This is a genomic window from Actimicrobium sp. CCI2.3, from assembly GCF_035019065.1.
In the GTDB taxonomy this organism is placed as follows: domain Bacteria; phylum Pseudomonadota; class Gammaproteobacteria; order Burkholderiales; family Burkholderiaceae_D; genus Actimicrobium.
The window spans coordinates 1-12,557 of the sequence record NZ_JASJWR010000006.1 but is presented as its reverse complement, the minus strand read 5'-3'; the positions used below and the strand labels follow the sequence as shown (position 1 = coordinate 12,557).

General features: G+C 56.6%; 7 protein-coding genes and 3 pseudogenes. 4 read left to right on the top strand and 6 right to left on the bottom strand.

Annotation, left to right across the window (positions count from 1 at the left end):
* Window positions 1–147: 147 nt before the first annotated feature.
* Window positions 148–2,967 (top strand): pitrilysin family protein, encoded by a 2,820-nt coding sequence (locus QN370_RS04990; protein WP_322125896.1) that lies wholly within the window; start codon window positions 148–150, stop codon window positions 2,965–2,967.
* A 35-nt stretch (window positions 2,968–3,002) separates the two neighbouring features.
* Here the strand turns inward: QN370_RS04990 and QN370_RS04985 are convergent, their stop codons facing one another.
* The 4 genes and pseudogenes from QN370_RS04985 to QN370_RS20695 all read right to left on the bottom strand — a co-directional run.
* On the bottom strand, window positions 3,003–3,647 hold the full coding sequence (locus QN370_RS04985; RefSeq protein WP_322125897.1) for a hypothetical protein: 645 nt from the start codon (window positions 3,645–3,647) through the stop codon (window positions 3,003–3,005).
* Between the two features lie 2 nt (window positions 3,648–3,649).
* On the bottom strand, window positions 3,650–4,879 hold the full coding sequence (locus tag QN370_RS04980) for an AAA family ATPase (protein ID WP_322125898.1): 1,230 nt from the start codon (window positions 4,877–4,879) through the stop codon (window positions 3,650–3,652).
* A 50-nt stretch (window positions 4,880–4,929) separates the two neighbouring features.
* Window positions 4,930–5,217: pseudogene (locus QN370_RS04975) on the bottom strand (hypothetical protein); the annotation flags it as partial.
* Window positions 5,207–5,407: pseudogene (locus QN370_RS20695) on the bottom strand (hypothetical protein); the annotation flags it as partial. The pseudogenes QN370_RS20695 and QN370_RS04975, both read right to left, overlap by 11 nt.
* A 195-nt stretch (window positions 5,408–5,602) precedes the next feature.
* Between QN370_RS20695 and QN370_RS04970 the strand changes: the two are divergent.
* From QN370_RS04970 to dinB, 3 genes are all read left to right on the top strand, one after another.
* Window positions 5,603–7,651, top strand: coding sequence for a UvrD-helicase domain-containing protein (locus QN370_RS04970; RefSeq protein ID WP_322125900.1), 2,049 nt, complete (start codon window positions 5,603–5,605; stop codon window positions 7,649–7,651).
* Between the two features lie 180 nt (window positions 7,652–7,831).
* Window positions 7,832–8,239 (top strand): hypothetical protein, encoded by a 408-nt coding sequence (locus QN370_RS04965; protein ID WP_322125901.1) that lies wholly within the window; start codon window positions 7,832–7,834, stop codon window positions 8,237–8,239.
* A 100-nt stretch (window positions 8,240–8,339) separates the two neighbouring features.
* The gene (gene dinB, locus QN370_RS04960; protein WP_322125902.1) at window positions 8,340–9,458 is read left to right on the top strand and encodes a DNA polymerase IV; all 1,119 of its coding nucleotides are present in this window, start codon (window positions 8,340–8,342) and stop codon (window positions 9,456–9,458) included.
* A gap of 266 nt (window positions 9,459–9,724) precedes the next feature.
* Here the strand turns inward: dinB and QN370_RS04955 are convergent.
* Both QN370_RS04955 and QN370_RS04950 read right to left on the bottom strand, forming a co-directional pair.
* Window positions 9,725–10,156 (bottom strand): annotated as a pseudogene (locus tag QN370_RS04955) (transposase); the annotation flags it as partial.
* A gap of 124 nt (window positions 10,157–10,280) precedes the next feature.
* Window positions 10,281–12,239: a PhoX family protein gene (locus QN370_RS04950; protein WP_322125903.1), complete on the bottom strand. Its 1,959-nt coding sequence runs from the start codon at window positions 12,237–12,239 to the stop codon at window positions 10,281–10,283.
* Between the last annotated feature and the right edge of the window lie 318 nt (window positions 12,240–12,557).

Sequence of the window (12,557 nt, the reverse complement as noted above, 5' to 3'; positions counted from 1 at the left end):
GCAGTCATGCATGGCACCGCTGCCGAACTTTGGGGTGGCGTGCGTCCAAGCAGTCAGCTGCCTTGGCTGCGCGCCCTGCAGAGCGCTGGCATAATCCGTCGGTAAGGCGTCACCAGCCCTGCGTCCACCACATCCCCGGAGCAATCAATGAAACCCCACCAATTGCTGGCGTTACCCGCCTTAGTGCTCGTCCTATGCGCGGTGTTGTCATCGCCAGTGTCAGCAGCGGAGGCGGTGAATGCTGTCAACCTGTCGGTGCCGCAAGTCCCGTTCGAGAAATACACATTACCCAACGGGCTAGACGTCATTCTGGTTGAAAACCACCGCTTGCCGTTGACGGCAGTCAATCTCTGGTACCACGTCGGTCCCGCCAACGAAGCGCCCGGCCTGACCGGATTTGCTCATTTGTTCGAACACATGATGTTTGCCGCGTCGAAGCACGTGCCACGTGGCAAGGCGGACAAATTGCTCGAAGGTGCCGGGGCGACCGATTCCAATGGCAGTACCGATTTCGATCGCACCAACTATTTTGATACCGTGCCATCGAACCAGCTCGAACTGGCACTGTGGGTACACGCCGATCGCATGGGCTACATGCTTGATGTGCTCGACCAGATTGCGCTAACCAACCAGATTGACGTAGTGCGCAACGAGCGTCGCCAAAGCATCGAAAACGCGCCCTATGGCATCGTCGAAGAAGCCCTGTTTCACCAGCTATTTCCCAAGACGCACCCGTACTACGCCAGCATCATGGGCTCGCATGCCGATATCCAGTCCGCCAAACTGGGCGACATCAAGCACTTTTTCACGCAGTATTACCGACCCAATAATGCCAGCCTCGTCATCGTCGGCGATATCGACAAGGTCCGCACCAAGGCACTGGTGGCCAAATATTTCAGCTCTTTCAAGCGCGGTCCCGAACTGACGAAGCCGGTTGTCGTCACGCCTGCCATCACCAGCGAGCGACGAGCCGTCGTGACCGATCAGATCGAGCTGCCACGGGTCTACATGGCCTGGCTGACGTCGCCGGCGTACCAGCCGGGTGATGCCGAGCTGGCGATTGCCGGACAAATCCTTGGAGGCGGAAAATCCAGCCGACTCTACAAGTCGCTGGTCTATGACAAGCAGATCGCGCAGGAAGTCAGTGCCTCGCAGGGATCGAACGCGCTGACCTCGATGTTTGTGGTCTCGGTGACCGCGCGACCGGGTCACGATGTCAAAGAAATCGAAGCGGCGATCGACGAGCAGTTGCAGCTGTTACGCAAGAATGGTCCCGATGACAAGGAAGTCGCGCGCGCCCGCAACACTATCGAAACGGCGATGCTGACCCGTCTCGAAAAAGTCGGTGGCGAAGGTCTGGCCAACCAACTGAATCAGTACAACCAGTACCTTGGTGATCCCGGCTATTTGGCGAAGGACATCGAGCGCTACCGTCAAGTCACTGCTGCCGACGTCAAGCACGTCATCAACGCGCAATTGGCGTCAAATGCCCGCGTGGTCGTGCACGGCATGCCGGGCCAGAAACAACTTGGCGCGGAAGTGCCGACACCGCCGGTCGTGAAAGGACCGGTTGAACCGATCACGTCACTGAACAAGGATGAGCCATGGCGTCGGCAAGTACCGAAGGGCCAGCCATTGAAACCGTTCACGCTGCCCACGGGCGACAGCTTCACGCTCGCCAACGGCTTGACGGTGATCCACAACTTCAATCCGGCATTGCCGCTTGTGGCTGCCGAACTGGTATTGCGCAGCGGCTCTGGCGCGAACCCTGCCGGGCAGCCGGGATTGGCCAGTTTTACCGCACACATGCTGGAGGAAGGCACGACCAGTCGAAGCGCACCGCAGATCGCCGATGAACTCGCGCAGCTTGGTGCGTTCATGATGACCGGGTCGAATGCCGATGCCTCGATGGTATCGGTGATGTCGCTCAAAGCCAACTTCAGCCAGTCGCTTGATGTGCTGGCCGATATGGTCCAGCACCCGGCATTTCCGGCCGAAGAAATCGAGCGCGCACGGAGTAGCCGGCTCGGTGATCTCAGTCAGGAACGCGAGAATGCACCCGCCGTCGCAACCCGTGTCGAGCTGGCCGCACTGTATGGTGACGTGCATCCGTACGGCAGGTCCGAACTCGGTGACGAGGCCGCGGTCAAGGCCACTGGTCGTGCCGACCTCGACGGTTTCTGGAAGAAGCATTACGTTCCCGGCAATGCTGCGCTCGTCGTGTCTGGCGACATCACCCGCGAGGCACTGACAGCGTTGGCCGAAACTCGCTTCGGCGAGTGGAAAGGCGTGGTCAGCGAGCAGGCAACGCTCGGATTGGCCCAGCCGACCAGCGCAAGACTAATCCTCGTCGACAAGCCCGGCGCGCCGCAAACCGCGATCCGCGTAGCTGTCCTTGGCCCCGCTCGCAAGACGCCTGATTTCGACGCCTTGCAGGTGATGAATGCTGCGCTCGGCGGCTTGTTCACCAGCCGTATCAACAGCAACCTGCGCGAAGAAAAAGGCTACACCTACGGCACCACGTCCGGCTTTGACTATCGCCGTGCGCCGGGACCATTTGCCGTTGCCGGCAGCATCCGCAGCGACGTGACGGGCGTGGCCGTAGCAGAAATTTTCAAGGAAATCCGTGGCATGACCGGCGCAACAATGGGAGCGGCCGAGATAACCAATGCGCGCAATTCACAGATCCTGTCGCTACCGGGACGCTTTGAAACCAATCAGGCCATTGGTGCCTCACTGGCCAATATTTTTATCTACGACCTGGGTCGCGATTACTACGTCGGATTGCCCGCACGTTATGCCGCCGTCACCGCGAAACAGGCGCAGGCAGTCGCCGCCAAGTATCTGCAACCAAAAAAAATGATCGTCATCGCGGTAGGCGACAAAGCCAGCATCGCACCGCAATTCGAGCCGTTCAAATTGGGACCGGTTGAGTTGCGTGATGCGGATGGTGTCGTGCTGAAGTAAGGCGTCTTCGGCACGAGCACATGGGCAGGCCTTGATTAGCTAATAAGGTGTCGCAGTTGTGCGCACACATTTCCAAAGCTGGGAGATACATTGCGCTCGACGACCATGAGCGGCCCCATCTTTTCTGCCCATTCGTGCTTGATCTGACCAGGCAGCGGCCAACCTTCTTTCTTGACGGCTGCCGCTCCTCCTGGATATACCGCATCAGCCAAGAGCTCCCATGTGCCGCAAATACTGTCTTGAACATAGCGGACGAGCACATCTTTCTTGGCGCGAGGATACGCTTTCAATAAAGCTTCCCTATCACCCAAGTACCAACTTTCTGTCTCTTCGATGGCCAGACAGAATCGGGTGATCTCCGCAGCATTGCACTTCAACGCAAGTGCATTCAATTTATCCAGCATGACTTTGGGAATCTGGTCATCGGCATCCATTACAACGACAATTGCTTCGTACCCCGGCGTCATTGCGTATCCACGCAAAAGCCTGGGTAGCTGGTCAAGCAGAATGCGATTTGCCGCGTCACCCTTCGCAGTCAACCCTGCCGGGACTCTTCCGATTCCCTTGTAAGCATTGATGCGCCATGTATGCGGTTCGCCCTGTACACCTAGCAATTGAGGCATCAGGGCTTCCAGCAGTTTTTTTCCCGAACTGTCCTCACTCAGTATTTCAATGTGCATGGCTACCTCGCATCGAGATAGTCGCTGTACCAAAGGCCGCCGAGTGGCAATCCTTCGGCTACCAGATTGCGCACAATTTCCATGTCGGACACGCGCCGTACCGTCGAGTAGCCATCAATCCCCTTCTCCAGAATCCAGACTTCTTCAGGCGACAACGCATCGACAAAATACGGCTGGTGAGTAGTAACAAAAATCTGTGGTGCGTTCTTTTTCCCTGTCGCATGCGCGCGAAATTCGATCGCCAGGGTTTCCAGCAGCTTGTGATACAGGCCGTTTTCCGGTTCTTCGATACAGATGAACGGAGGCGGTTCGGGATCTTCGAGCAGCAGTAAATAAGCAAACACCTTTAATGTGCCGTCTGACATCTGCTGTGCAAAAAACGGATCGGCGAATGCGCCATCATTGAACTGCAACAGCACGCGTTTGTCATCGGTGACCTTTGTGCTGATGCTGGATACGCCGGGAATTTTGTCAGCGATGCGTTGCAGGATCGTCGCGAAACGCGCTTTGTGCTCGCGCTCCATGAACTGCACCACGTTGCCGATATTGTCACCGTGGCTATTCAAATGCTTTTGCGGCCCGGCCGAAGGCAGGCTGCGTGCAGCATCAGGATAGAAGTAAGACAGGTACCAGCCCTTGAGAAAATCGCGAAAACGCTTGATGCGTGGATGCTCTTTCAAGGTACCAAGCGTAGCGATACCAAGCTGACGCAGGTCAGTTAATTCGACAGCCTCTTTGCCGTTATCCTCTTCGCCATCCAGTTGCACGGCGACTTCGCCCGCCCATACATGACCGGTGCCACGCGTCAAGCGCAGAAACGGAAACGGCTGACCACTCTTCGAATTTTTTCGACGCTGCTTGAGCAGTTCACTCTCGACGAACGGTCGTCCCGTGTCATCGAGTCCAATCGATAGCTCATAGGTGATGGGTCGTTCGCCTGAGGCTTCACGGTAATAGATTTCAAAGCGAATCGGCGCATCCGTTTCAGCCGAGTGCAGCCGTTCGAAGCCGCCCCTATCCTTCATATCGCACGCGGTCTCGACATCATGTGTCAGGCAGTCCGCGATAAAGCCGAATGCATCAAACAGTGTGCTCTTGCCCACGCCGTTCTTTCCAATGACAACGGTGAACGGCGTGAGCGGCGCACCAGTTTTTTGAGCCGACAATCTGCCTAACGTCACGTCCCGCAAGGCGCGATAGTTCTGAACCCGGAAGCCTTCGATCAACGCCATATCGTTCCTCTGCTGAAAATTGTTTCGTGCATCATTTTTGGTCTGCAAACTCAGGTAGTCCTGAATACCTTCATCACTTCGTCCCCCAAATGATTGATCACCTTCACCGCTACCCGTCCCGATTTCGGTTCGGCAAACGGCCGTGAGGTTTCACTGTTCAGGGTGGCCCATGCTTCTGCATTGATCTCTGCTTTGAGCGTTGTCTTCAAGGCTTTGTACGGATCATTTGCACCCAGAAAATACGCCTGTCTTACAAAAAAACTTTCTTCGTTGTAGTCGGTATCGATGAACCAGCAAGCGATGTCATCGGCATCGTGACTGTGCACGTCCTTCGTCGAACGTCATCGTGGTTAACTGCAGTACGCCTTTGCTTTTTTTTGGCTTGGGGATCGGTGTAATGAATTCGGCGCTGCGACGACTTCCAATAATTTTCTGGGTCGGTTGACCGCTGCTGTCGAGTTCCCAGTGCCGGGACGGATAGCCGTAAGGCGTGTTTAAAATCGGTTTTTCAAAAAACTGATTAGTCATTGGTGCCTAGCGCGGGAGGGTTGAATCGAGCTAAAAATCCCGCGAAGCTTACCATTTTTCGATGTGTGCTCGTAGGGTGAAATTACCGAAATCAGCCAAGTTGCCTGACCAAAAATAGCATAATGTTGCGCACGTCGACGTCGTCCAAACGTGGTCTGTACAATCAGCAACCCACACCGATATCTCACTGACTCCATGTCCTCGACCCCTTCGTTTGGCCTCAATGCCCCGCAGCGCGAAGCGGTTTATTACCTCGATGGTCCGTGCCTTGTCCTGGCCGGTGCCGGTTCCGGCAAGACGCGCGTGATTACGCAAAAAATCGCTCACCTGATTGAGGATTGCGGCTACGAACCCAAGCATATTGCGGCGCTGACTTTCACCAACAAGGCTGCGCTGGAAATGCAGGAGCGCATCGCCAAACTGCTCAAGCAACCGCGTCAGGCCAAGCAATTGACGGTCAGCACCTTCCATTCGCTGGGCGTCAAAATCCTGCGCCAGGAAGCGCGCCAGCTCGGGCTGAAGGATCGCTTTTCAATTATGGATAGCGACGATTGTTTTTCGCTGGTGCAGGATCTGGCGATCACCACGGACAAGCAATTGATCCGTCGCATCCAGGGTGCGATGTCGCTATGGAAGAACGGTTTGATCGATCCCGACACCGCCGTCAAGCAAGCCGTCGATGAAGAAGAAGCCGAGGCCGCGCGTATCTATCGCAGCTATGTCGCCACGCTGTCGGCCTATCAGGCAGTCGATTTTGATGACTTGATCCGGCTGCCGGTCGAACTGTTTCGCAGTAACGAAGCGGTGCGCGACAAGTGGCAGCGACGCTTGCGTTATCTGCTGGTCGACGAGTACCAGGACACCAATACCTGCCAGTACGAACTGGTCAAGCTGATGGTCACCGGCGTGGGCAAGAAGCCGCTTTTTACGGCGGTGGGCGACGACGATCAGGCCATCTACGCCTGGCGTGGCGCGACCATCGAAAACCTGAAGACTCTCCAGGTTGATTTCCCGGACCTGAAGGTCATCAAGCTCGAACAGAATTACCGCTCCAGCACGCGCATTCTTAGCGCCGCCAATGCCGTCATTTCAAACAACCCGAAACTGTTCGACAAGTCACTCTGGTCCGAGCACGGCCTCGGTGATCCGGTCAAGGTCATGGCGATGGAGGACGATGAAATCGAAGCCGATCAGGTCGCCATCATGCTGTCGGCGCACCGCTTCGAACGGCGGGCGAAATTTTCGGATTACGCGATCCTGTATCGCGGTAATCATCAGGCCAGGGTGCTTGAAAAGGCCCTGCGTCGCGAACGTATTCCGTACACGATGTCGGGCGGCCAGAGCTATTTTGACCGAGCCGAAATCAAGGACATCATCAGCTACCTGAGACTGATCGCCAATGGCTCCGATGATCCGGCCTTCATCCGCGCGGTGACCACGCCCAAGCGCGGCGTCGGTCAGTCGACGCTCGAAGTACTCGGTACGTTCGCTGGCCAATGGCAATGCTCGCTGTTTGAAGCGGTCTTCAAGGGCGGGCTCGACGCGAAGCTGCCGGATCGCCAGCTCAAGCCGTTGCGCGAGTTCGGCAATTTCATCCGGCAGCTCGAAGAGCGCGCGAACGGCAGCGGCGACGATGCTGCCGAGATCCTTGATGACATGATGAAAGCGATCAATTACGAGTACTACTTGTACGACAATTTCGACGATCGCCAGGCGCAGAGCAAATGGGAAAACGTGGTCGACTTTACCGGCTGGCTGAAGGAAAAATGCACCGGCGGCAAGGACGGCGAAGCACCCGAAAAAAGTCTGCTTGAACTGACCCAGATGGTCGCACTGATGACGATGCTGGAAGGGAAAGACGAAGAGCAGGACGCGGTCCGCATGTCGACATTGCATGCGTCCAAGGGGCTGGAATTTCCGCACGTTTTTCTGATCGGTGTCGAGGAAGGCATCCTGCCGCACAAGGGAGATCCTGATGCGCCGCTCGAGACGCTGGGCGCACGCATTCAGGAAGAACGCCGCTTGATGTACGTCGGCATTACGCGGGCGCAGCGCACCTTGCACGTGAGCTGGTGCAAGCGCCGCAAGCGGGCGCGCGAAAGTATCAATTGCGAGATGTCGCGCTTTATCCCGGAAATGAAACTCGACGAAGGCGAGGCAGTACCAACGGAAGCGGAAATCATCTCGCCGAAGGACCGGATGGCGATGCTCAAGGAATTGCTGCAAAAACCGCGCACGCCCTGAGCAGGTTCCGGCACTCCGGGAAGATGTAATAAAAAATGGTGAAAGAGGTCTGACGATTACCCTCTGCTAAGGTGAAGTCATCAACCAGCCATGACCGCAATAACGTGGAATTCATTTCACCCGGTCATTTTTCCGGACGGATTGTCGTCCAGCCTGCATGCCTCGATCAAGGATTCCATCATGATGAAATCAACTCAAGTTCTATTCGGCTCAGCTATTCTCGTAGTCGCCAGTTTTGCGGGTGCGCAATCGCTCTCCGTCGGTGCCGGCGTGAATTCCAACGCGGGAACCACCGCGCCGGTGGCCGTCACACCGATGAGCCCGGCCAAGCCGGTGGTCGGTGCCGGTGTTAGCGGTGCGGTATCAGTCGCGCCGCCGGCCGACCCGTATGTCCAGAAGCGCGAAGAAGATGCGGCCGCCAAGGACGACGCCAAGATGAAGAAAGATTTGGCCAAAGAGCAGTACAACGACAGCAAGGCGCTGGCCGAGTCCGATCTGCAAGCCGAAAAACGTGCGTCGGCGCGTGAGCGCAAGGCACGGCTTGCTGCGGATATTAAAGCAGGTGCAAAAGCCAACATCGGCAACTGACAGCACGCGGCACATCGAGCCGTCGCCCCGTAATACGGGCGGCGGTTTTTTTATCGGCAGGCCGTTAAAATGAGGCCCCAATGCCATCCAGCACATCCCGTTGAAACCACCCCGCCAGCGCAAGATCATTCACTGTGATTGCGATTGTTTTTATGCTGCCGTCGAAATGCGTGACGATCCGTCGCTGCGCCTGCTGCCGGTGGCCGTCGGCGGGCGCGCTGACCAGCGCGGTGTGGTTGCCACCTGCAATTACGAAGCACGCCGCTTCGGCGTGCACTCGGCGATGGCCACGGCGCAAGCGGTCAAGCGTTGTCCCGGTCTGATCGTGCTGCGTCCGGCGATGGAAAAATACCGCCTCGCCTCGAAGCAGATTCTGGCAATCTATCGCGATTACACCGACCTGGTTGAACCACTGTCACTGGACGAAGCCTATCTCGATGTCACCGACGCTACCCAGCATGGCGGTAGCGCCACGCTGATCGCGCAAGAGATTCGCGCCCGCATCGAAGCGACCGTCGGCATCACCGCCTCTGCCGGCATCGCACCGAACAAATTCATCGCCAAGATCGCCAGCGACTGGAACAAGCCCGATGGCCAGTTCGTAGTGCGACCGCACGAGATCGATGCCTTCGTCGCTGCCTTGCCGGTCAAGAAATTGCACGGTGTCGGCAAGGTCACCGCTGCCAAACTCAATGCGCTTGGTGCCCATGTCTGCGCCGATTTGCGCAGTTGGCCGCGTGCCGAACTACTGCAACAATTCGGCAAATTTGGCGAGCGACTTTACAGTCTGTGCCGGGGTATCGACGAGCGCGAAGTCAATCCGGCCTCCGAGCGCAAATCAGTCAGCGTTGAGGAAACCTACGTCACTGATCTGCCTGACCTGGCCGCTTGCGCTGCCGAACTCGAGCCGCTGATCGACATGCTGATCGTGCGGGTTCAGCGGGCGCAGGCCGAACGGCATATCCACAAGCTCTACATTAAGATTCGCTTCGCTGACTTCCACCAGACCACGGTCGAATGCGTCGCCACTACGATTGATCGCGACATGCTGCGCTCACTACTGGAGACCGGGTTTCGACGGCGTGAGCAGGCTGTGCGGTTGCTGGGCGCGGGGGTGCGATTGGGTGAGGAGGAGGAGCCGGGAACGCAGTTGTCGTTGTTCGGGTTGGAGGAGCGGATTGATGACATCCGGCCTGGAGAATCCGCTCATATCGTTTAAATCGGCTCATATTGGCTCGTATCAGCTCACTATGAGCTGATACGAGCCAATATGAGCCGATTCCAGGAGCGATACCGTGTTGCCTACCGATAATCTGTTGAAAGTCTTGCGCGAACGCCATCGTCCTGGTCAGGGAGGGGCGACGTCCACCGAGCTAGTTCTGCTACCGCCAAGCGTTGGCTGGAATGGCTGGTGCGAGCAGGGAAAGTTGTTCGGACCGGGCAGGGCAGGGCGACGCGCTATGCGTTCGTCGAAGCGCCTGAATGAATGGTGTAAAAGGCGCGAATAAAACTGATATCGGTCGGCGCACACTTTGCCTCCAAAGCGGCTTTAGCGATTTCGAGACGGATCAAGTTATAGGCGGTCAACGCACTCCAGATCTTCTGCATGACACCGTCGACGGTCTTACTGAGTATGGTCAGCGCCATACCCATCATCGATTGTTTCAATTCACGATAACTCGTTTCGATTTGCCAGCGCCTGCTGTAGCAGGCCACGAATCGCATTTCGTTAATTTCATACGGACCGAATGTGGCATCGACGACCAGATGGGTCGGTATCGACGTCACCGTCACGCCCCGCACCTGCGGGTAACTCGCAACCGTGCCACCGGCATATCCTTGAGCGCCGAAATGGGTCCGGTTAGCCACGCTATTGGCGGTACGTAACGTGGTGCCATCCATGGCCAGCATGAGGCCGAAACGTTAACAGCTTGCGAATTTGTTTACAACCAGATCGCGCATAAAAAATGCCGTTCGGGGCTTAACTGAACGGCATTAAGGCAATTGCCGGGCATTTTTTATTGCGCTGCACTGACTTGCATCAGCTCTTCGATAACTTCATGTTCAGCGGGTCGGCAGTCAGGTAACCGACGGCTGCGCCGTAACGGTCTTTGTAATTGTTGCGCACCAGCGGATCAAGCGTTGGCTGCACGATCGCATGTAGTGAACTCCAGTCACCGGCGTGCTGGAAATTACTCATGATGTAGGTCCAGCCATTGATGTTGTCGGCGACATGCCGACCGGTCGCCTCGGCACCGGAAGGCATCGACAGAAGACGTGACAATACCTTGGTATCGATGTGGTAGGCCCAGACAAAATTGTTGATGTGCGAACCGCTGTCCTCGCCGATGAACAGCGTACGCATGGCTTCCGAGAACTTGATGTTGTCCGGATTGCCGATCTTGTTTGGATTGGCTTTGTTACCCAATGCATCGGCAGCGATATCTTCACCCATCAGCAAGGCCTTGATCTGCACCGGCATCCATTCGCTGTTGATTGCCGCGCCGCCCAGGTCTTTTTGTCCGCCGGTCAGTGTGTGGGCCATGATGCCGCCGGCCACCAGTGCCTTGTCGAGGGCAATGCCGCTGGCTGCGTTCCAGCCCTTGCCGGTCCTGATCATCGAGTCTTGGATATTTTGCAGCGCCGAGTAGGCGATCTTGTCCTTGATGTTGACGGTGGTGCCTTCCATCTTCGAGAAGCCCATGCTGCCACCGGCGAGGTAGGCATAACGATGTGTTTCAAGAAAGGCCGCCGCTTTTTCCATGCCGGGCTTGACCTTGATCCAGTTGGCCGTGCCGTTGGTGAACACCTTGGTGAAGGTGGCATCGGCGGGATCGGTCGTCACGACAGTCATGATGTCGGTGGACTTCAGTGAATTGGCCAGTCCTTCAATTTCCGCGCTGGTGGCGTGACCAAGATTGATCCAGGTGATCGCGGCACCGGCTGCGGCCGGATCAATCGAAAAGCCGGTGCCGAGCTTGCCGACGTACAAGGTACCCGCCGACAAGTCCTTTTCGCGGTCGGCGACAAACACGAACAGGCCGCTGTTGGTGGCGTCATCGCCCATCAGGACGGTGCGGTTGTCGGGCATGACTTGCACCAGTTCGTGCGAGATGCGGCCAAGACAGTAATGCTTTTTGATCGAACCGGTGCCGTCGGGGTTGACGGTGACTTCCGGCAGGTGGCCATAGTGGTAGGGATTGGCTGCCGTTTCACTGCCAAACAGGTTTTGGCTGAATGCCTTGAACTGTGCATCGGTCGCGGCAACGGTTGCATCCGGCTCGTATTCTTCACTCGACAGATGCGTGTTCCACGGCGACAGGCTGGAACCGCAAGTAATCCACAGGCCATGCACGCCGGACGTATTCACGTTGTGATAGCTGACCAGCGTCAGCTTGCCGGTGGTCTGATCCTGATCCAGCGTCAGCACGGCAATCGGGGAGGGTAGTCTGCCGTATTGGCTGACACCTGCCTGATCGCGGGTGGTGTATTCGAACTGAACGACGGCGAAGACGGCTTTTCCCTTGAGGCCGGTGATCGTTGGGCTAGCCAGCGATAGCAGCGAGGTACCGTCCGGTGCATCTGAAAAAAACTGTGGCGTCTTGCCTGCTGCTGAACGATCGATAATTGGTCGATTATTGATATCGACATATCCACCACTGAGAATGGTGCCACCGGCACCATTGGACACCATGTCGCCGGTAATGAAGAACGGCTGATAGGACAACTTGTAACTGACCGTCGTGCTGTCGGCGTATAGCACATTCATGCTGGAACCCGCGGTAGTCGTTGCCATTTCCTTGGCAATCGCCAGTGACGGTGCAGGCATTGACGTAAACGATACTGACAGGAAGTCGGTAATCGACGGTGCCACCGACGAATTCGTGCCGCCGCAACCAGCGAGCAACGACGTGGTCGCAAAAGCGCCCAAAGGAAGCATGGGAGCGCAGCCCAAAAATTTGAGTAACTGGCGACGGGAGGCTTGCGGCAGATCGGACATTTTTTATTTCCCACAGTTGGGTGCAATGGCAGCCGATGGGTACCGGCAGATCAGGGAGAAGCCTGACTACCGGTGAGTATAAAAATCTAATATTACAGTGGCATGAATTGTCATTTATTTGTCAGCTACGACTTCGCGTGGCAATGAAAAATGCATGAGGGCGAAGCGTCAACAGCTTGTGAATCTTTTTTTAATAGATCGCGCATAAAAAATAACGTTCAGGGCTCAACTGAATGGCATTACCTGCGGCAGGCCGCTCACTCGCTTGCAAGCGAGTGCCTTTTCGTCCCGCCGTGAGCCGCGCAGGCGGCTCACTCC

Bases quoted from the DNA above. Each gene is read 5' to 3' on its own strand.
- QN370_RS04990 (WP_322125896.1), top strand. From the start codon at position 148: ATGAAACCCCACCAATTGCTGGCGTTACCCGCCTTAGTGCTCGTCCTA.
- QN370_RS04985 (WP_322125897.1), bottom strand. From the start codon at position 3,647: ATGCACATTGAAATACTGAGTGAGGACAGTTCGGGAAAAAAACTGCTG.
- QN370_RS04980 (WP_322125898.1), bottom strand. From the start codon at position 4,879: ATGGCGTTGATCGAAGGCTTCCGGGTTCAGAACTATCGCGCCTTGCGG.
- QN370_RS04970 (WP_322125900.1), top strand. From the start codon at position 5,603: ATGTCCTCGACCCCTTCGTTTGGCCTCAATGCCCCGCAGCGCGAAGCG.
- QN370_RS04965 (WP_322125901.1), top strand. From the start codon at position 7,832: ATGATGAAATCAACTCAAGTTCTATTCGGCTCAGCTATTCTCGTAGTC.
- QN370_RS04950 (WP_322125903.1), bottom strand. From the start codon at position 12,239: ATGTCCGATCTGCCGCAAGCCTCCCGTCGCCAGTTACTCAAATTTTTG.